This is a genomic window from Pseudomonas sp. PA-1-3F (genome assembly GCF_021609665.1).
Lineage (GTDB): Bacteria > Pseudomonadota > Gammaproteobacteria > Pseudomonadales > Pseudomonadaceae > Aquipseudomonas > Aquipseudomonas paracarnis.
The window spans coordinates 113860-132594 of the sequence record NZ_WJZD01000014.1 but is presented as its reverse complement, the minus strand read 5'-3'; the positions used below and the strand labels follow the sequence as shown (position 1 = coordinate 132594).

The 18735-nt window shown below is 55.0% G+C and carries 21 protein-coding genes and 2 pseudogenes; 16 read left to right on the top strand and 7 right to left on the bottom strand.

Going from position 1 to position 18735, the window contains the following annotated elements; all coding sequences use genetic code 11:
* Window positions 1-6: 6 nt before the first annotated feature.
* The 8 genes from GIV26_RS12465 (at window position 7) to GIV26_RS12425 (ending at window position 7923) form a co-directional block, all read left to right on the top strand.
* A complete protein-coding gene (locus tag GIV26_RS12465; protein WP_236280824.1) occupies window positions 7-786 on the top strand; it encodes an SDR family NAD(P)-dependent oxidoreductase in 780 nt (259 codons plus the stop codon).
* A gap of 11 nt (window positions 787-797) precedes the next feature.
* Window positions 798-1259: a MaoC family dehydratase gene (locus GIV26_RS12460; RefSeq protein ID WP_236280822.1), complete on the top strand. Its 462-nt coding sequence runs from the start codon at window positions 798-800 to the stop codon at window positions 1257-1259.
* A gap of 16 nt (window positions 1260-1275) precedes the next feature.
* Window positions 1276-2202 (top strand): SDR family NAD(P)-dependent oxidoreductase, encoded by a 927-nt coding sequence (locus tag GIV26_RS12455; protein WP_236280812.1) that lies wholly within the window; start codon window positions 1276-1278, stop codon window positions 2200-2202.
* 17 nt (window positions 2203-2219) lie between these two features.
* The gene (locus GIV26_RS12450; protein WP_236280809.1) at window positions 2220-3404 is read left to right on the top strand and encodes an acetyl-CoA C-acyltransferase; all 1185 of its coding nucleotides are present in this window, start codon (window positions 2220-2222) and stop codon (window positions 3402-3404) included.
* A gap of 139 nt (window positions 3405-3543) precedes the next feature.
* Window positions 3544-4929, top strand: coding sequence for a DUF1329 domain-containing protein (locus GIV26_RS12445; protein ID WP_442962904.1), 1386 nt, complete (start codon window positions 3544-3546; stop codon window positions 4927-4929).
* Window positions 4930-4982: 53 nt separating this feature from the next.
* Window positions 4983-5786, top strand: coding sequence for a crotonase/enoyl-CoA hydratase family protein (locus tag GIV26_RS12440; protein WP_236280806.1), 804 nt, complete (start codon window positions 4983-4985; stop codon window positions 5784-5786).
* A 17-nt stretch (window positions 5787-5803) separates the two neighbouring features.
* The gene (locus GIV26_RS12435) at window positions 5804-6373 is read left to right on the top strand and encodes a TetR/AcrR family transcriptional regulator (RefSeq protein ID WP_236280803.1); all 570 of its coding nucleotides are present in this window, start codon (window positions 5804-5806) and stop codon (window positions 6371-6373) included.
* 578 nt (window positions 6374-6951) lie between these two features.
* The gene (locus GIV26_RS12425; protein WP_236280800.1) at window positions 6952-7923 is read left to right on the top strand and encodes an alpha/beta fold hydrolase; all 972 of its coding nucleotides are present in this window, start codon (window positions 6952-6954) and stop codon (window positions 7921-7923) included.
* Between the two features lie 211 nt (window positions 7924-8134).
* Here GIV26_RS12425 and GIV26_RS12420 read toward each other — a convergent pair whose 3' ends face one another.
* Entirely contained in the window at window positions 8135-8383 is a 249-nt protein-coding gene (locus tag GIV26_RS12420) for a GGDEF domain-containing protein (protein ID WP_236280798.1), read from the bottom strand.
* Window positions 8384-8577: 194 nt separating this feature from the next.
* Here GIV26_RS12420 and tnpA point away from each other — a divergent pair, with 194 nt between their 5' ends.
* The 5 genes and pseudogenes from tnpA to GIV26_RS12395 form a co-directional block, all read left to right on the top strand.
* Window positions 8578-8910, top strand: coding sequence for an IS66-like element accessory protein TnpA (tnpA, locus tag GIV26_RS12415; RefSeq protein ID WP_236280782.1), 333 nt, complete (start codon window positions 8578-8580; stop codon window positions 8908-8910).
* Window positions 8907-9242: an IS66 family insertion sequence element accessory protein TnpB gene (gene tnpB, locus GIV26_RS12410; protein WP_236280779.1), complete on the top strand. Its 336-nt coding sequence runs from the start codon at window positions 8907-8909 to the stop codon at window positions 9240-9242. The genes tnpA and tnpB overlap by 4 nt, the downstream gene beginning before the upstream one ends.
* 83 nt (window positions 9243-9325) lie before the next feature.
* Window positions 9326-10674: pseudogene (gene tnpC / locus GIV26_RS12405) on the top strand (IS66 family transposase); the annotation flags it as partial.
* Between the two features lie 513 nt (window positions 10675-11187).
* A complete protein-coding gene (ltrA, locus tag GIV26_RS12400; protein WP_236280778.1) occupies window positions 11188-12417 on the top strand; it encodes a group II intron reverse transcriptase/maturase in 1230 nt (409 codons plus the stop codon).
* Between the two features lie 82 nt (window positions 12418-12499).
* Window positions 12500-12673 (top strand): annotated as a pseudogene (locus GIV26_RS12395) (transposase domain-containing protein); the annotation flags it as partial.
* 80 nt (window positions 12674-12753) lie between these two features.
* Here GIV26_RS12395 and aac(6') read toward each other — a convergent pair.
* Window positions 12754-13191, bottom strand: coding sequence for an aminoglycoside 6'-N-acetyltransferase (gene aac(6') / locus GIV26_RS12390; RefSeq protein ID WP_236280775.1), 438 nt, complete (start codon window positions 13189-13191; stop codon window positions 12754-12756).
* Between the two features lie 226 nt (window positions 13192-13417).
* Between aac(6') and GIV26_RS12385 the strand changes: the two genes are divergently transcribed.
* From GIV26_RS12385 to GIV26_RS12375, 3 genes are all read left to right on the top strand, one after another.
* Complete coding sequence (locus tag GIV26_RS12385) at window positions 13418-14905, top strand: SulP family inorganic anion transporter (RefSeq protein ID WP_236280773.1); 1488 nt, start codon at window positions 13418-13420, stop codon at window positions 14903-14905.
* Between the two features lie 11 nt (window positions 14906-14916).
* The gene (locus GIV26_RS12380; RefSeq protein WP_236280771.1) at window positions 14917-15768 is read left to right on the top strand and encodes a universal stress protein; all 852 of its coding nucleotides are present in this window, start codon (window positions 14917-14919) and stop codon (window positions 15766-15768) included.
* Between the two features lie 92 nt (window positions 15769-15860).
* Entirely contained in the window at window positions 15861-16388 is a 528-nt protein-coding gene (locus GIV26_RS12375) for an NUDIX hydrolase (protein WP_236280769.1), read from the top strand.
* Window positions 16389-16439: 51 nt separating this feature from the next.
* On the opposite strand, the gene GIV26_RS12370 is transcribed toward GIV26_RS12375, so the two are convergent.
* The 5 genes from GIV26_RS12370 to GIV26_RS12350 form a co-directional block, all read right to left on the bottom strand.
* Window positions 16440-17177 (bottom strand): hypothetical protein, encoded by a 738-nt coding sequence (locus GIV26_RS12370; protein ID WP_236280766.1) that lies wholly within the window; start codon window positions 17175-17177, stop codon window positions 16440-16442.
* A 164-nt stretch (window positions 17178-17341) separates the two neighbouring features.
* Window positions 17342-17911, bottom strand: a complete 570-nt coding sequence (locus GIV26_RS12365) for a type 1 glutamine amidotransferase family protein (RefSeq protein WP_236280763.1) — start codon at window positions 17909-17911, stop codon at window positions 17342-17344.
* Between the two features lie 155 nt (window positions 17912-18066).
* Window positions 18067-18225, bottom strand: coding sequence for a hypothetical protein (locus GIV26_RS12360; RefSeq protein ID WP_155290827.1), 159 nt, complete (start codon window positions 18223-18225; stop codon window positions 18067-18069).
* Window positions 18226-18573, bottom strand: a complete 348-nt coding sequence (locus tag GIV26_RS12355; protein ID WP_054896305.1) for a hypothetical protein — start codon at window positions 18571-18573, stop codon at window positions 18226-18228.
* Window positions 18554-18727, bottom strand: a complete 174-nt coding sequence (locus GIV26_RS12350; protein ID WP_167514240.1) for a hypothetical protein — start codon at window positions 18725-18727, stop codon at window positions 18554-18556. The genes GIV26_RS12355 and GIV26_RS12350 overlap by 20 nt, the downstream gene beginning before the upstream one ends.
* Between the last annotated feature and the right edge of the window lie 8 nt (window positions 18728-18735).

Sequence of the window (18735 nt, the reverse complement as noted above, 5' to 3'; positions counted from 1 at the left end):
ATCACCATGACCGCTAAAAAAGATCTGTTTGACGTGAGTGGCAAAATCGCCCTAGTAACCGGCGGTACCCGTGGCATTGGTTTCATGATCGCTAAGGGCCTGGTGCAAGCCGGCGTTAAGACTTATGTGGTTTCTCGCAAGGCGGACGCCTGTGCAGCCGCCGAGGAGGAGCTGAGGAAGTACGGCGATGCTGTTGGTATTGCGGCAGATCTGGGTGATCAGGAGCAACTGAACAAACTGGCCGATGAGATTCTTCGTCGCGAACCCAAGCTGCATATTCTGGTGAATAACGCAGGCGCTAGCTGGGGTGCAAGTTTCGGTGAGTTCCCGGAGAGCGGTTGGGACAAGGTGATGGACTTAAACCTGAAGTCCATCTTCTTCCTCACCCAGAAACTGGGCAGTGCACTCCAGGCGGCGGGTACCGATGAAGATCCAGCGCGCGTGATCAACATTGGTTCCGTCGATGGGCTGACCAGTCCTGATTATGGCAATTACTCCTACTCGGCAAGCAAGGCGGCAGTTCACCACCTGACTCGCCACCTTGCGGCTCATCTGTCGCGCGCGGATATCAACGTTAATGCCATCGCCCCCGGCCCGTTCGCAACCAAAATGACGGAGCAGATGCTCAAGGCTAAGGGCGACGAGATTCTCAAAGTGATTCCTCGCCGTCGTACCGGTCTGGAATCCGATGCTGCGGGTACCGCGATATTCCTGTCTTCAGCTGCTTCTTCTTATATCACTGGCGCCGTCATACCCCTTGATGGCGGCTTCTCCACCACCCGTTGATGAGTACCGTCATGCACAACCGTACTGTTACAGCCGAAGAGCTCCGCGCTCTTGTCGGCAAAGACCTTGAGCCGTCGCCTTGGCTGCTGCTGGATCAGGAGCGAATCAGCGCGTTTGCTGAGGTCACCGAAGACCGTCAATTCATCCATGTGGATGCGGAGAAAGCGAAAGCGTCGCCATTCGGCGGCACCATCGCCCATGGGCTGCTGACGCTATCGATGCTGCCCTCGCTGATTGAAAAAACCCTTCCAGCCTTGGAAGGAATGAAGGCCAGTGTGAACTACGGCTACAACAAGATTCGCTTCCTGGCGCCTGTGCGCAGTGGCAAGCGAGTGCAGGCAAAATTTGTGATCGCTGAATTCAGTGAAACGGGTCCTGGACGTTACCAGATCATCACCAATATCACCGTCGAGATCGAAGGTGAGGACAAGCCAGCGCTGATCGCCGAGTGGATCAGCATGGTTCTGGTTTAGGCACGAGGGGAAGAAAATGAGTATTCGATTCGACGGCCGGGTGGCGATTGTCACTGGTGCAGGTAACGGTTTGGGCCGTTCACATGCCTTAGGTTTGGCTGCACGAGGTGCCAAGGTTGTAATCAATGACCTCGGTGGCTCTCGTGACGGAAGCGGCGCTAGTTCTGCTGCTGCAGAAGCGGTTGTAGAAGAGATTCGCGCAGCGGGTGGTGAAGCATTTGCCAATGGTGCCAACGTCGCTAACTTCGACGAAGTTCAGGCGATGGTCGAGCAAACGCACGAGAAGTGGGGACGTGTAGACATCCTGATCAATAACGCCGGCATTCTGCGCGATGCCAGCTTTACCAAGGGCTCGCTTGATGATTTCTGGAAAGTTGTCGATGTGCATCTGCGCGGTACGGTGAACTGCACTAAAGCGGTGTGGGATCTGATGCGCGAGCAGAACTATGGCCGCATCGTTCTCACCTCCTCAGCCTCCGGTTTATACGGCAACTTTGGCCAGGCCAGTTACGGAGCTGCGAAGGCCGCGATGTTGGGTCTGATGAATGTGCTGCACCTCGAAGGTCAAAAAAACGATATCCGGGTGAATGTACTGGCTCCAACCGCAGCGACACGGATGACTGAAGACTTGATCCCGCCAGCTGTGTTGGCACTACTGGCACCTGAAACCATCACGCCTGGCCTGCTATTCCTCGCAAGTGAATCCGCGCCATCCAAAGTGATCCTTGGTGCGGGTGCTGGAGTGTTCGCGTGCAGCAATCTTTATGAAACGGAAGGTCTGTTTTTGCATGAGCAGGAGCGGACCCCGGAAGTGATTGCGCAACGATTCAATGAGATTGCCGCAACGCAAGGCCAGAAAGCGCTTGAAGGAGCTTTTGACCAGACCATGCGTTTCGTTCGAAAAGCTGCTGATGCCTTGGGCGTCAAGCTACCCACCGCCTAAATCACGAGGATTTCACCATGCGTGAAGCTGTCATCGTATCTACCGCCCGTACGCCAATTGGTCGGGCGTTCCGTGGGGCGTACAACGACACCAAGTCCCCTACGCTTATGGCACATGCTATCCGCCACGCTGTTGAGCGCTCAGGTCTCGAGGGCGAGATTTTCGAAGACGCGGTAATCGGCACAGTGCTGTCTGCGGGCACTGCCGGGGGCAACCTGGCGCGCAATGCGGTATTCGCTGCTGGCTTGCCGGTAACTGTCCCGGCACAGACGATGGATCGCCAGTGTTCCTCGGGCTTGATGGCGATTGCCACTGCGGCCAAGCAGATCACCTTTGATGGTATGGACGCCACGATTGCGGGAGGGCAGGACAACATCTCGGCTGTGCAGAACAATTACTTCACCTGGGTTGGCCAGGAGGCAGATCCGAATGTAATCGCTCACGTTCAGACCGCCTACATGCCCATGCTGCAAACCGCTGAGTTAGTGGCGAAGAAGTATGGCATCTCACGTGAGGAGCAGGATCGCTACTCGCTCGAATCGCAGCTCCGTACTGCTAGAGCTCAGGATCTGGGTCTTTTCAACGAAGAGATCGTCCCGTTCCAGGCGCGCATGAAGCTGCAGGACAAGGAAACTGGTGTTATCAGTTTCCGCGACCTTCTCTTGAGCAAAGATGAGGGCAACCGTCCGGACACAACTTACGACGGTCTCTCTCAACTCAAGCCCGTCGTTGATGGGGGCGTAATAACGGGTGGTAACGCCAGCCAGCTATCAGACGGTGCTTCGGCATGCGTGTTGACTGAAGCCCGTTTTGCTGAGCGCCGCGGTCTGGCTCCCCTGGGAATCTATCGCGGTATGACTGTAGCTGGGTGCGCTCCTGAAGAGATGGGCATCGGTCCCGTCTACGCTATTCCGAAGCTACTTAAGCAGCACGGCCTAAAAGTGTCCGATATCGGCTTGTGGGAGCTCAATGAAGCCTTTGCCTGTCAGGTGCTGTATTGCCGCGACAAGTTGGGAATTGATCCTGAGCTGTACAACGTTAATGGCGGCAGCATTTCCGTTGGCCATCCATATGGCATGACCGGAGCTCGTCTAGTAGGGCATGCACTGATTGAAGGCAAGCGCCGTGGGGCGAAGTTTGTGGTTGTCGCAATGTGTATCGGCGGTGGTATGGGCGCTGCGGGGTTATTTGAAGTCGTGTGAATGATTTTTCCGGTGAGGCCAGTTTTTTGACCCGCTCACAGGAGTTTTTGGGTTGACTAGGTGCCACGGTCGCTTGGTCGCCCGCTTTTTTTCATCACGCCTTTGAACAATAAAAACAAAAGCCAGGAGTGTGTCGAAGATGAAAGCATCACTTGATTTTACCGAATCGTTGAGCAAGACAATGCGTCTGTTTTTGACTCCAGCAGTCCTTATGGCTGCATTGAATTGTCCGCAGACTCTTTCTGCTGTAACACCTGAAAAGGCGAACCAGCTAGGTGGGATTCTGACCCCGATTGGTGCCGAAAAAGCTGCCGACACGGCTCTCGGTATTCCTGAGTGGCAAGGCGGCCTGGCGAAAAGTGCCGGCGCCGTGGATTCAAAAGGATTTCTGGCAGATCCATTTGCCAACGAGAAGCCCCTCTTTGTTATTACTGCTGCAACGGTTGATCGGTACAAGGAGCATCTGACTCCAGGTCAGCAAGCGCTTTTTAAGCGATATCCAGATACCTACAAGATGCCAGTTTACCCAACGCATCGGACGGTGAATTTTCCCAGCCAGTGGCTGGAGATGACTCGCGCGAACGCGACCAAGGTAAAACTGGTGGAAGGGGGAAATGGCCTTGAAAGCTACGCAGGCGGAGTGCCGTTCCCCGTACCTGAAAATGGCCAGGAAGTAATCTGGAATCACCTCACTAGCTACAAGGGTCAGGGCTTCAGTCGATTTGTTGTACAAGCCACTCCCCAGGTAAACGGTGGCTTCGTTCCAGTTCATTTCGAAGACCAGGTTTTACCGTTTTATGCGATGAGCAAATCTAGTGGTGAGCTTCAATACTACAAACAAGTCGTCACCGCTCCCTCGCGTCTAGCTGGGAGCGTGATGCTGGTCCACGACTTCTTGAACCAAGTAGCCAGTCCTCGCCAAGCGTGGATTTACAACGCAGGCCAGCGCCGAGTACGCAGGGCACCTCAAGTCGCATATGACGGTCCCGGTACCGCGTCAGATGGCATGCGTACCGCAGACAACTTGGACATGTTTAACGGTGCGCTGGATCGTTACGACTGGAAGCTTGAAGGGAAGAAAACCATCTACATTCCCGCTAACAGCTATCGGCTCGATTCGCCGACCTTGAAGTACGAGGACATCATCAAGGCTGGGCATATCAACCAGGATTTGGCTCGTTATGAGCTGCGTCGGGTATGGCATGTGATCGCTACCTTGAAACCAGGTGCTCGACACATTTACGCCAAGAGAGACTTTTTTATCGATGAAGACAGTTGGCTGATCGCGACCGTCGACCACTACGACGGCCGAGATGCGCTGTGGCGAGTGGCAGAAGGGCATTCGCAGTTCTACTACCACCAACAACTGCCGTCTTACACCATGGACGCGCTTTACGACCTGCAATCAGGTCGCTATTTGGTGATGGGCATGAAGAATGAAGAAAAGCATGCTTGGAATTTTGATGCCAAGCCGCAAGACAGCGATTTCACCACTGCCGCGTTGAGGCAGTCGGGTGTTCGATGAACAGTCAACACGCTGGTGTTCCCGGGCGTTTCAGAAACCTATGGGGTTATTGTGTGAACTGGAAACATGTTGAGTTGAATTACAGCGGTGCAATAGCAACTGTCCGTCTCAACCGCCCTGATAAGCACAACTCGCTAAATTCGCAGATGCTTCGGGACTTGATCGGTTGTGCAGAGCACCTGAAGCAGAACCCGGATATCCGCGCAGTAATCGTGACGGGAAACGGCCCATCGTTCTGTTCTGGGATGGATCTCAAAGAGATCATGACCGGAGGACCGCTAAAAAAACTGATGGCGTTTCTCCCGCTCTGGAAGCCGACTATGAACCGATACCAGAAGGTTTCACTGGTATGGCGGTCGTTAAGTGTTCCCGTCATTACTGCAATCCATGGAAATTGTTTCGGCGCGGGTCTTCAAATTGCTCTGGGCGCTGACATCCGTATAGCAGCACCGTCGTCACAGTTATCAATCATGGAGTCCAATTGGGGGTTAGTGCCAGACATGGGAGGCACGGTACTTCTGAGGGAACTGTTGCCCAAAGATGTAGCAATGGAACTCACTTTTTCGGGAAGGACTCTATGCGCACAAGAAGCCAACCACTTAGGTGTGGTCACGCATCTCTCGGACGACCCTTTGGGCTCAGCTGTTGAGCTTTGTCACGAGTTTTCAAAGCAGTCACCCGATGCAATCGCGGCAGGAAAGAAACTCCTGATAGGCGCATGGAGTGGAAGCGAGTCTTCCGCTCTCAGCCTTGAGCGATTGTGGCAACGGCGGGTCATCGGTAAGACGAATCAGAGCATCGCGGTGGCACGAAGGCTTAAAAAATCAGAGCAAGGTTATATCAACCGTACCTGGTAAACCCCAGGAGGCCTCGGATGAAGAGATACACATGCAAAAAAGCGGAGACCACCCGCCTGGGGATTTTGAAGGCGGCCTCCGTGCTATTTCGTAAGCACGGCGTGAATGACGTCGGCATCTCGAAAATTATGGCGGAACTCGATCTGACCTGCGGCGGATTTTACAAATACTTCGACTCTAAGGAAAACCTCGCAGTTGAGGTATGTGATCAGAGCTTCCGCTGTGCATTACAAACGTGGGAGGGGATGTTGAGCGAGACACAGCAGGCTTCGCACGCCCCCCTGCAATCTTTTATAACCCAATATTTGCACCTCGCCGAAAGTGGCCAGTGTCCGATAGTCACTTTGGGCCAGGACGCGTCAAACGCGTCCCATGATCCGCCGTTTTCACAAGCCTACCGCGATGGCACCAAGACGCTGCTCGACACGATGGTCGACGTGGTTCAGAACCAAGGTTCTGGAACGACGCGGGAACAGGCTCTGGTTCAGTTTTCAGCCATGCTCGGAGCGGGTTTCCTTTCCCGTGCAGCTGGCTCGGAATCATGGGTCAAGGAAATTCAGCAAGCACTGTTAACACAGGCGGGCTGAGACAAATCTTTCGTCGAGTAGCCGAGCACCGGTCACTCGTTTCCACCGAATGTCTTGAGAGATTACCTATGGCCACATCAGGCTTGGAATACCCTTTCCCGAAACCGGAGCAAGGATCAGTCACGGAAGTTGCTCCTGGAGTGCTTTGGGTTCGCATGCCACTTCCCTTCAGGCTTGATCATGTCAATCTCTGGCTCATCCGGGATGGCTCCGGCTGGGCATTGATTGGTATAGCGCCACCGTTGTTTAGCCTTTCGTTCGCAGGGCGGAATGGCTCAATTATTTCGCCCACAAGTCTCCCGATAGGTATCAGCACAAATTCCATTCGTCTTGGGTAATGGACGGCCATGCCGATCGTCATTTTTTGCTTAGCGATTTCTATCTGCCCGGGCCTAGTGCGCTTTTACGCATTGCAAAACGGTGGAGTTTCTTATTACCACAATACTGTCATCTGGGCGACCATCCGCATTTATACGCTGTTCTAGCATCGGATAACTCGTGCTCGACTAGAAACAAGAGCCTGCTCTGAAGCAGTCCGGTCAACCGCCCCTGAACAGGTTCATCTGGAGATCAGTGTCATGTCTACCTTGAAGCATTATTTTGTATACACCAATGGCGTACGAATGCACTACGTGGAGCAGGGGACCGGACCCGTCGTTGTGCTTCTGCATGGCTGGCCGGAGTCCTGGTATTCCTGGAGACACCAGATCTCTTTTTTAGCGAAAGCAGGCTATCGAGTTATTGCTCCCGATCAGCGTGGATACGGCGACACCGAGGTTCCTGTCGAAGTAGCAAGTTATAATATTCTCAACCTCGTAGGCGACGTGGTCGGACTGCTGAATGCCCTTAAAATCAAAAGTGCGGTGCTGGTGGGGCATGACTGGGGATCAATGGTTGCAGCGGCTGCTGCGCTACTTCGACCGGATATGTTCCGCCGCCTATGCTTATTGAGTGTTCCATACGTTCCCCGTCGAAACGTCAGTCCAAAGGCTCGCTTCCAACTTGCGGCTCAGAATAAACATTTTTATCAAGATTATTTTCAGCGGGTTGGCATCGTAGAAGCAGAATTGAACAAGGACATCCGCCGTAGCCTCTTAGGCGTGCTGTATTCCGGCTCGGGAGAGGCCCGAAAGCACCCCGACCATAGCCGCTCAAGCTTCATCATATTCGATAAAAACACTCGATTTGTGGACAACCTGGTCGTTCCAGATATGCTTCCCTCTTGGCTCACAGAGGAGGACCTTAATGTATTCGTGGGGCAGTTTGAGCGCTCCGGCTTCTCCGGTGGCATCAACTGGTATCGAAATCTGGATAGAAACTGGGAGCTGACACCGTTCTGGAACGGTGCGGTACTCACGCAACCCGTCCTCTTCGTTGCTGGCGTACTGGATGGCGTTTTGACTATAACTGGGGATGAATATCAAGCCCTAGATATCAACGCGCCGGCGCTGGTGGGAAAACAACTAATCAACAACGCGGGGCATTGGGTACAGCAGGAGCGGCCGAACGAGATTAATCAACTGCTAGTGAATTTTTTAGTAAGCATCTAGAGGAGTAGTGCACCCAAGTCTGTCGAAAACAGACACTCTGTGATGCCCGCTTTTGGCCTGCCGATTGGTGCCATTACTGGCGGCAGCTTGGGGCGGCAACAGTCTGTTGTGAATTAATGGGTGAATGTGAGGTAGGGGTTTTTCTGGTACGTATGCTTCTCGGAGTTGGACAAGAGACATTGGTCGAAAAGCAATACTTCTTCCTGTGACTTCAGTCCGTAGCTGTGTGATCTCGGTCCCATCCGTTCTGTTTTGCGGCATAGAGCATTTTCTCAGCAGAAGTGATTAAAAGGGCAGACGTGACGTTCTGCTCAGATGGGCGACAATCCGCGATGCCCGCGTTGGCAGTTATGTGCCCTAGCGGATGAGCTATATGTTCGATACCTAATGATCGAATAGCCTCCAGTATGTCCTTAGCTACTAATGTTGCCCCGTGCCTATCAGTATTCGGGAGTAGCACGGCAAATTCCTCCCCGCCATATCTAACTGCTAGATCCCCGGGGTCTTCTCACCGCTTGTCATATCGCCGCTACCACAGCGCTCAAACAATCGTGACCGTCCGGGCAACACACCTTCCTGACACCGTCGCTTGAGGCGATGGTGTCCACCTAAATTGAACTGACACCATTTTTAGCCTTTTTTAAGCGGACGCCTATGCCACAAGATCGCCGTTCCTACTCCAAGTCCTTCAAGGCCCATGTCATCGCCGAATGCGCGCAGCCTGACACCTCGATCGCCAATGTCGCGTTGACCCACAATCTCAACACCAACCTCGTCCATAAATGGATACGCGTGCATGCGCAGAAAAACCTGACACTTCAATCCGCCTTCATCCCGGTCAAGACATCGCCGCCGGTGCCGATGCATCAGGCCCTTCCTGCCACGATCCGAATCGAAGTGCCGTATTCAAAAGGCGTAGTCGCGGTGAATTGGCCGGCTGAAAACGCAGCGGCGTGTTCTGCTTTCCTGCGAGACCTGCTGCGATGATCCGCATCGACTCCATCTGGCTCGCCACCGAGCCAATGGACATGCGCGCAGGCACTGAAACTGCGCTGGCGCGGGTCGTGGCGGTGTTCGGTGCGGCGAAGCCGCACTGTGCTTATCTGTTTGCCAACCGTCGTGCCAATCGAATGAAAGTGTTGGTGCATGATCGCTTGGGGATTGGGCTTGCTGCCCGGCGCTTGAATAAAGGGCGCTTCTTTTGGCCGGGCGTGCGGCACGGCTCTGAAGTCGATTTGGATGCAGAGCAACTTCAAGCCTTGGTGCTAGGTTTACCTTGGCAACGCGTCGGTTCCGGAGGAACCATCACAGTGCTCTAACTCGCCTGCCATGGCGCGCTCGCCAGCGCAATTGGCCCATCCGTCTATCGCCGCCACTAGCCCTCTCTGGCTAAATCGGTGGCATGACTTCGCATCCGAATCTCGATCAATTAAACCCTGAAGAACTGCGCGCCTTGGCAGCGCAGTTGATCCAGCGCGTCGAGACGATGGACAAGCAAATCACTCATCACAAGTCGGTCAACGAGATACTGGCCCACGAGATCGCATTGCTCAAACCCTTCAAGTTTGCCAAACGCAGCGAGCAGTTGAGCCCGGATCAAGCCAGCCTGCTCGACGACTTGATCGATACGGATATCGCCGCTATCGAAGCCGAACTTGAGGCGCTGCAACCGGCACCTGTCGAAGCCAAAGTGCGCCAGCAACCCAAGCGCGCACCGCTGCCACCGCAGTTTCCTCGTACGCTGATCCATCACGAACCGGACAACAGCCACTGCCAGTGCGGTTGCGCCCTCAAGCGCATCGGCGAAGATGCCGGCGAAAAGCTCGACTACACGCCCGGCGTGTTCACCGTCGAGCGACACATCCGTGGAAAGTGGGCCTGCGCACAATGCGAAACGTTGATCCAGGCTCCAGTACCGGCGCACGTCATAGATAAAGGCATCCCTACAGCGGGCCTGCTGGTTCACATCATGGTGGCCAAGTTCGCCGACCATCTGCAGCTGTATCGCCAAGTGAAAATCTTCGGCCGGGCCGGGCTGCCCATCGCCCGTTCGACCTTGGCGCAGTGGGTGGGCGACTGCGGCGTGCAATTACAGCCGCTAGTTGATGCGCTGCGCGAAGCAGTGCTGACGCATGGCGTCGTTCACGCCGACGAGACGCCGGTACAAATGCTGACGCCTGGCGCGAAAAAACTCATCGCGCTTACGTCTGGGCCTATGCCACCAGTCAGTTTTCCAACCTGGCGGCGGTCGTTTACGACTTCAGCCCGAGCCGCGCTGGCGAACATGCCCGAGCCTTCTTGGGCAGTTGGAACGGCAAGCTGGTCTGCGATGACTTTGCCGGCTACAAAGCAGGCTTTGAACTGGGCGTTACGGAGATCGGCTGCATGGCCCATGCCCGCCGGAAGTTCTTCGACTTGCACGCGACCAACAAGAGCCAGGTCGCCGAAAAAGCGCTTCACTACATCGCGGCCTTGTACGAAGTTGAGCGAGAAGCCCGAAAGGTGGTGCCGGGTGATCGGCAGCGAATACGGCAGGAAAAAGCAGCGCCAATCGCCGACGCACTTCATACCTAGATGATCGCCCAAAGGCAGCTTGTGCCTGAGAGGTCGGCCATCGCCAAGGCGCTGGATTACAGCCTCAAACGCTGGATAGCGCTGACGCGCTATCTCGATGACGGTGCTGTGCCCATCGATAATAACTGGTGCGAGAATCAAATCCAGCCGTGGGCTCTTGGGCGCTCGAACTGGCTATGTGTGTCACGAAGGAGTCGTCATGACGACGAGATGAAAGCGGCGGCATGACACTCCATGTTCCAAGATGGATGGAGGTAGGCCCTCCGATCAGGGCGTGCAGGCGCACTGATCAAACGACCCGATGCTGCGAGCATGTTCAGCATGTTGGTGGTGAGCGACTCGGGAAAAGGCAGAGTAATTACTGTCACGTAAGGCTCAGGTAGTTGAACGAAAGTGAACTGACTGATGAAGCGACGAAATCTCCACTGGTGTCAAAACGGGCTTGTATAGCCGGGCCCCGAGAAGTGCAGAGGACACCTGTCTACCGACTGCACGGCACCCGTTGTTAAGGCAGCAAGAACCTGAGCTAGGCCATTTTGGGGAACGTGAGAACCTATCCTCGGCACGTATCGTGGGGATAGGGACGGACCCATCCGTAGTAGTGATGAAAGACCTGTAATGGGGCTGGAGCGAAGGGGTGGGGATCACTTTCGTTGTGCGGGACACAACTCAAACGAGGATGACGTTTTAGTGCAGCGAAAAGCATTCGAGATACCGAAGTCGCTGGTGTGGATGGCGTATCAGGATGTACGCCGCAATCGTGGCGCGCCTGGCTGTGATGGTCAGACGCTCACGGACTTTGATCGGCAACGCGATCATAACCTCTACCGCATCTGGAACCGGTTGTGTTCAGGGTCGTATTTCCCGCCACCTGTACGGGAAAAGCGCATTCCAAAAGACAACGGCAAGGAGCGCATTCTTGGCATTCCTACGGTCTCTGACCGGGTAGCCCAAGGCGCAGTGAAAAGATATGTGGAGGCTGTGATCGATCCGATTTTCCATCCTGACTCGTATGGGTACAGGCCCGGAAGGTCGGCCCACGATGCTTTGCGTCAATGTTCCATTCGGTGCCGTCGTAAGAACTGGGTACTGGAAGTGGATATCAGCGCGTTCTTCGACCACGTTGGGCACGACCTGATCATCAAGGCTCTGGAGCATCATCAGATGCCGAAATGGGTGATCTTGTACTGTCGACGCTGGTTGCGAGCGCCGATGCAGAGTGAGACGGGGTTGCTTCAGGAGCGGGGACGAGGGACACCTCAAGGGGGTGTGATCTCGCCCTTGTTAGCCAATTTATTCCTGCATTACGCCTTTGATCGTTGGATGGACAGGACGCATCGCGGCGTGCCGTTTGAACGGTATGCCGACGATATTGTTATTCACTGCGCAAGGATGAGCGAGGCTGTTCGAATCAGGGAGAGCCTGACGCGACGGATGAGTGAAGTGGGTCTGACCATCAACGAAGAAAAGTCGAAGATTGTCTACATCGACACATTCGAGCGGGACAATGTCGCGACGAGCTTCACCTTCCTTGGATATGACTTCAAGGTGCGAACCCTGAGGAACTCCAAGGGCGAACTCTTTCGTAAGTGCATGCCGGGAGCGTCGATGAAGGCGATGCGCAGGATGGTAGACACGATCAAACACTGGCGCATCCATCGATCCACGACGGATGACCTGAGGGATTTTTCTCGCAGGTACAACGCTGTGATTCGAGGATGGATCGAATACTACGGTAAATTCTGGTACAGAAACTTCAGCTATCGATTGTGGAGCGCGTTGCAATCGCGCCTGCTCAAATGGATGAAGAGCAAGTACCGAATCTCTATACGTCAGGCGGAGCATCGGCTGCGTCTTGTTCGAAGAGAGAATCCGGAGCTATTCGCGCATTGGTATTTACTACGTGCATCGAATGTGTGATCAAGAGCCGTATGACGGGAGACTGTCACGTACGGTTCTGTGAGCAGCCGAGGGGTGAAACTCCCTTCGGCTGACTCGACTTGCAGGGTCGTTACGCAGCGGCAAACGGGCGGCAGCGATCATGAGCTTGATACAGTCTGCGCGGCTCAATGGGCATGATCCGTATGCGTATTTGAAGGACGTCCTCACACTATTGCCGACGCAGCGTGCGAGTGAAATTACCCAACTACTGCCGCATCGGTGGGCGCCTGTTTAATCTGGCAACGTATGTTCGGCGAATGTGCCTTGATTTTCGCCTAGATTACCGCTGGCAATCGAATGCTGATCATGTGCCCACTACAACGTCTTGATAGCCCCCAAAGGCTTCAAAAAATAAACTACTCGCTCGGTCTCTCTGAAGCCCAACGCCTCATGCATAGTGTGGCTTCCTTGGTTATTCAGTAGCGCATCCGAAGCCAGTTCGGTGCAGCCCATTTCTTCGGCCCACTGTTGGATTTCCGCCACGAGTTGCCGCGCTATGCCTTGGCTCCGACTAGCGGGTCGGACATACAGACCTTCGAGAAAGGCCACGGGCGATGAGCTGGTACCGTTGACATAGTCCACCCGGATCGACGCCTCGGCAAAACCTAGAGCATTGCCATGTTCATTAACGAAGATAAGTACCACATAGCGCTCTGGTGCGTTCAGTATTGTCCGTTTGTCATTCTCATTGTTCGAGGAGGAATCAGGCCATAGAGCAACACGGAGGGGCAGCCAACCATCATGGTCGAGCATAGTGCAGCGTTTTATCATTGAGGAAATACTCGGAGGAATAACTGACCAAGATCATAGGTCATCCTCGGTCAGTCTTGGAAGACCAGCTCGCGCTTTCAAGGATAGTGTTACGCGTGAGTAGAGCCGCATCCATTTTGCGGGTGAAAATTTAACGTTAATACTGTGGCATAGCGGTCGCATAGAAACTCCGCTTGAAAGGCCAGGAATGACGGGCCAGTAAGGTGTATTGCCCGGACGGATACGACAAACGTGGTTTTCCAACGTCCGTGGCGACGTGCTCGCGGGGGTAGTGGTCGCACTCGCGCTTATCCCGGAAGCCATCGCCTTTTCCATCATCGCCGGCGTTGACCCAAAGGTCGGGCTTTACGCCTCTTTCTGTATCTGTGCTGTCATTGCCTTCGTGGGTGGTCGCCCTGGGATGATCTCGGCAGCTACCGGTGCGATGGCATTGTTGATGGTCACCTTGGTAAAAGATCACGGGCTTCAGTATCTGCTGGCGGCCACGCTGCTCTGTGGGGTACTCCAAATTCTCGCCGGATTCCTGAAGCTTGGTTCGCTGATGCGCTTCGTCTCTCGCTCTGTGGTCACTGGTTTTGTGAACGCATTGGCCATTCTGATTTTCATGGCGCAGCTGCCTGAATTGACCAATGTCACCTGGCACGTCTACGCCATGACCGCAGCAGGTCTCGGAATCATCTACCTGTTTCCATACGTGCCTAAGATCGGCAAGCTGATTCCCTCACCACTGGTGTGCATCCTGACCCTGACTGCTATCGCGATTTACCTGGGGCTGGATATCCGCACCGTAGGTGACATGGGTCAACTGCCTGATACGCTTCCGATCTTCCTCTGGCCTGAAGTTCCGCTGAATTTTGAAACCCTGCGCATCATTTTCCCGTACTCGGCTGCGTTGGCAGTAGTGGGTCTACTCGAATCAATGATGACCGCGACCATCGTCGACGACCTTACCGATACCACCAGCAACAAAAATCGCGAGTGCAAAGGCCCGGGGGTGGCCAACATCGCTGCCGGTATGCTTGGTGGCATGGCCGGTTGCGCCATGATCGGCCAGTCGATCATCAACGTGAAATCTGGTGGCCGCACCCGTCTCTCGACATTGTGTGCCGGCGTTTTCCTGCTGCTGATGGTGGTATTTCTTGGCGAATGGCTCTCCAAAATCCCTATGGCGGCACTCGTGGCTGTGATGATCATGGTGTCCATCGGCACCTTTAGCTGGGATTCTTTGCGTAATCTGAAAGAGCATCCGCTGTCGACCAACCTTGTCATGGTGGCGACCGTCGTGGTCGTCGTAGCCACTCACAACCTGGCCTATGGCGTACTGGTAGGTGTGTTGCTGGCTTCGCTGTTCTTTGCCAATAAGGTTGGGCACTACCTGGATATCAAGAGCACTCTGGAAGAGACGGAATCGCATCGGACTTACCACGTCGTGGGCCAGGTGTTCTTTAGCTCTGCGGACAAGTTCACTGAAGTCTTTGACTTCAAGGAAGCTCTCAACAAAGTCACCATCGATCTCACACAGGCGCATTTCTGGGATATCACTGCCGTCGCAGCGCTGGATAAGGTCGTGATCAAGTTCCGCCGTGAAGGCGCTGAGGTTGAAGTGCTCGGTCTCAATGAAGCCAGCGCAACAATCGTTGACCGCTTCGGCGTGCATGACAAACCCGGTGCCATCGACAAGCTCATGAGCCACTAAGGAGAACGACAATGAACCACGTAATGGCATGCATTGATAACTCACAATCCTCATTGGCGGTCTGCGATTACGCAGCATGGGCTTCGCAACGACTCAGCGCTCCCCTGACCTTGCTTCATGTGCTGGATAAGGAAAAATATCCTGCATCCGCTGACCTCAGCGGCAATATCGGTCTCGGTAGCAGAGAACATCTACTGGAAGAGTTGGCCACGCTGGATGCGCAGCGGGCAAAACTGGCCTTGGAGCATGGGCAGCACATGCTTGAAAAAGCTCGCGAGCGAACAGTCATCTCTGGCGCAATGTCACCTGATCTGAAGCAGCGCCATGGCCATCTCGTCGAGAGCCTGAGCGATCTCCAAGACGATATTCGATTACTGGTGATTGGAAGAGTCGGTGAGGACAGCACGCACAGTGCCCAAAGTCTTGGCAGCCAGATTGAAGCGGTAGTCCGAACTATCCACCGCCCCATCCTGATTACAACCAGCCATTTCAGGAAACCTGAAACGGTCATGGTGGCATTTGACGGCAGCGCTACAGGCCACAAGACCATACAGATGCTTGCTTCAAGCCCGCTGTGCGAAGGCCTGCCAATTCATATCGTCATGGTTGGTACGGACTCTGAAGAAAACCAGAACGAGCTGGAGAAAGCACTAGCCACACTCGCCAGTTCTGGCCCGCGAGTGCATGCCGAGATCCGCCCGGGCGAAGTAGAGTCGGTACTTCATGCGTATCAGGCAGAGCACGGCATTGACCTCTTGGTCATGGGGGCGTACGGGCACTCACGCATCAGGCAGTTTCTGGTAGGCAGCACGACCACGACGATGCTGCGAACATCCACTTTACCCGTATTGCTGCTTCGCTGAGCCAGTTCCACTGGCCACAGTATTTCCAGAACTGCGGAAATGCCGTGGCCACCCTGGACGATGACTAACTGATCTTGCCGTAACGAGACCACATGCAACTCATAACTGAAATTGTTCACCCCGAGCTGAAATCCAAACAGGGCAGAGTATTCCGTCGACATGCAGCACGGGGCATCGTAATGCGGGATGAACAGATCCTATTGCTGTTCACCGAGCGCTATAACGACTTCAGCTTTCCTGGAGGCGGCATTGATGGTGACGAGGACATTGTCACAGGCCTGAAGCGTGAGCTTGAGGAAGAGACTGGTGCCCGTGAAATACAGGTGCTCCAGCACTACGGTTACATCGAGGAGTACCGGCCCTACTGGAAGCCACAGTACGATCTGATGCACATGACCTCGCATTTTTATCAATGCGAAGTAGCGCCCCAACTAGAGCCCGTGAGAATGGAAAGCCACGAAATCGCTAATGGTATGCGGCCTGTCTGGATCAACCTGCATGAAGCCATCACGCACAATGAAGCCGTTATGCAGCGTCAGGAGTCATCGATGGGGCAGTCCATTCAGCGCGAAACCGTTATGCTAAAAAACGTTGCTTCAGCGTTGATTGCTAAGCGCTGAGAGACGACGCGGTTAGTTGGGTATGACGCGGAGCTGTCAATAGCTGCAGGCTCATCCACTGGTTGTCACCCAAGTCGATGCGAGTGCCTTTGCTGCGTGAGTTCCAGGCGTTGAACAACTGGGGGGAACGGCAGTTCGAAACCGGCGGTACGTGTAGACATGCCCTCGGGATACAACGCTGCCGGTTCGATGTGCTGCCGCGTTGTGGCATTGATCACCGCCCGTTGCACCCGCTTGACCACTAAAGTCACTGGTGGCCAACGACTGGGCGACTGGGGCGACACAGCCGAACTCGATGGAGGTCACCAGCATCGCCGTAAGCATTCCCAGCCAGTAGCTGTGCAGGGGTACACCGAAGGCAAACAAAGCGAAACCCAGAGCCGAAGTTGCCAGGCCGATCACGGTGGCGGCCTGGGAATTCCAGCGCTGCATGACCAACTGCGAAAGGAAGATCCCAGGGAAGAAACCCAGGCAGAAGGGCAGCCACGCCAGGCCCGTCTGCATCGGCGTCAGGCCGAGATAGTCTTGCAGCAACAGCACACCCAGATAGAACAGGGCACCGGAGGTCGCTGCGAGAATAGCGACGATGGCGTAACCAGCCACGCGCGGAGAGCGCGTCATCAGGCGTGCTGGAATAATGCCGTTTTCCGAGCGCTTGCAACGACGCAGTACCACCGCGATGCTCAAAACACCCAGCAGCAGAAGCGCCATGCGCTGGCCAGGAACATGCTCAATGCCAGAACCCATCACAGCCATGACGGTCGCGGCGACGGCCACGATCAGGATCAATGCGTTGCCCAGATCCAGAGAGGTGGAACTGCGGTTCAGCAGTGGAGAGTCAACAGGGGGCAGTTGTCGGCGCAGTATTGGAGGAGCGGTTCAACGGTGAAGCGCGCTACGGCCCGGTAACAGGCCGCAGCGCCGAGGTGAGGGGAGAGGTAGAGGGAAAGGGTTCAGCCGTGAATATGTTCAGCCGCATGCATGGCCAGGTAGGCATCCAGCTTCTTGTCTTTCAAACCCAAGGTGTCGAGAATTTGCGCCATGAAACTGACCGGCGCGCTGCCAGGAGCCGTGACCACACCCTGGTCGGCAACGGCGTACGGTACGTCCTGGTAATAATCTGCTCCGCGATAATGCACCTGCTTGAGGTTGTCAGCGGAATTGGAGGTGTGCTGCAAGTGATCCAGCACTCCAGCCTTGGCCAGTACGCGGGTACCGTCACAGATCCCCGCCACGACAATGTTCCTGGCGTGAGCCTCACGGACCAGCGCCTCGATGGCGGGTGCCTTGTCTGTTTTCCAGATCGGGCCTCCTGGCACAATCAGCAAGTCGACATCGTCCAGCCGAATGGCCTCGATGGCCAGGTCGGGAATGATGGTCATGCCACCGGATGATGTCACTTGCTTGCCACCGGGAGCGGCAAAACAAGTCTCGAAGCCATAGTAGGCACGGCCCGTGGAATTGATCAGCGCGGGCTCCCAGTCAGAAAAATTCTCGGTGAGGATAGTAACGGCACGTACCATTTGAGTGTCCTTCTCAAGTTTCCATGATAATCAGCAGCAACCTGCCCAGCAGGGTTGTCCTGGTGGGCATTGCTGTCGAGTGTACTCGCCAGCGGGGCTGATGAATGGTGTGGTGGAGTATTGGCAGTATGTGTTTCAACTGGCAATGACAGTGATCAACGCGGCGGCATGTTCAGGCGTGAAACGTTGAGAGGGTGTTCTGGTGCGCTGCGCAGCTCGCCGTTGGCGACCTGGCCTGGCAGCAAGTCTGCCTCCAGCGCAGCGGCTTTAGAGCGGCCCGGCGCCTGCACTGGGTAAGCATAAAGGCTGTGCATCTAAAACGTGCGCGGTGATTGAGCCGCTGGCGGGATGGAGTCGAACCGTTGCGCAAGGCTCCAGCCTGATAGCCGCTGCAGCTCATCGACATCCATCGACTCATCTTCCTGCGCGGTGTAGCACTCGTCACCACTGCGCCTGTCATCGGGATAGACCATAAAACCACCACGGCCGTCAGGGCAGTCGGGCAGATACACCGAGGTCAGGTTGCGTTGCTCATCGAGGTGCGCATTCAAGCGCGCGATATAGACACCCATCGAAACCGCCACACCAATAACCAGCACCACGCAGGCGACCAACTGGCTGGCATAGCTGGCGCCCAGCTCATCACGACGCACGGGTGACATGACACGACCCTGTCTGCTCAACATTCTGGCCAATCAGAAACCAGCCACTGCCTCCCATGCGTACCAACTGAGTTTGCTGTGGAAGGATGCCCACCATCAGCGCGAGGAAAATCACGGCTAACAGCACCCCTTTGATCATCGAATACAGGTTCATGACGGTGA

Bases quoted from the DNA above. Each gene is read 5' to 3' on its own strand.
- GIV26_RS12375 (WP_236280769.1), top strand. From the start codon at position 15,861: ATGCAACTCATAACTGAAATTGTTCACCCCGAGCTGAAATCCAAACAG.
- GIV26_RS12465 (WP_236280824.1), top strand. From the start codon at position 7: ATGACCGCTAAAAAAGATCTGTTTGACGTGAGTGGCAAAATCGCCCTA.
- GIV26_RS12355 (WP_054896305.1), bottom strand. From the start codon at position 18,573: ATGTCACCCGTGCGTCGTGATGAGCTGGGCGCCAGCTATGCCAGCCAG.
- GIV26_RS12380 (WP_236280771.1), top strand. From the start codon at position 14,917: ATGAACCACGTAATGGCATGCATTGATAACTCACAATCCTCATTGGCG.
- GIV26_RS12435 (WP_236280803.1), top strand. From the start codon at position 5,804: ATGAAGAGATACACATGCAAAAAAGCGGAGACCACCCGCCTGGGGATT.
- GIV26_RS12365 (WP_236280763.1), bottom strand. From the start codon at position 17,911: ATGGTACGTGCCGTTACTATCCTCACCGAGAATTTTTCTGACTGGGAG.
- GIV26_RS12455 (WP_236280812.1), top strand. From the start codon at position 1,276: ATGAGTATTCGATTCGACGGCCGGGTGGCGATTGTCACTGGTGCAGGT.
- GIV26_RS12445 (WP_442962904.1), top strand. From the start codon at position 3,544: ATGAAAGCATCACTTGATTTTACCGAATCGTTGAGCAAGACAATGCGT.
- GIV26_RS12425 (WP_236280800.1), top strand. From the start codon at position 6,952: ATGTCTACCTTGAAGCATTATTTTGTATACACCAATGGCGTACGAATG.
- GIV26_RS12360 (WP_155290827.1), bottom strand. From the start codon at position 18,225: ATGCACAGCCTTTATGCTTACCCAGTGCAGGCGCCGGGCCGCTCTAAA.
- GIV26_RS12460 (WP_236280822.1), top strand. From the start codon at position 798: ATGCACAACCGTACTGTTACAGCCGAAGAGCTCCGCGCTCTTGTCGGC.
- GIV26_RS12350 (WP_167514240.1), bottom strand. From the start codon at position 18,727: ATGAACCTGTATTCGATGATCAAAGGGGTGCTGTTAGCCGTGATTTTC.
- tnpA (WP_236280782.1), top strand. From the start codon at position 8,578: ATGCCACAAGATCGCCGTTCCTACTCCAAGTCCTTCAAGGCCCATGTC.
- tnpB (WP_236280779.1), top strand. From the start codon at position 8,907: ATGATCCGCATCGACTCCATCTGGCTCGCCACCGAGCCAATGGACATG.
- GIV26_RS12450 (WP_236280809.1), top strand. From the start codon at position 2,220: ATGCGTGAAGCTGTCATCGTATCTACCGCCCGTACGCCAATTGGTCGG.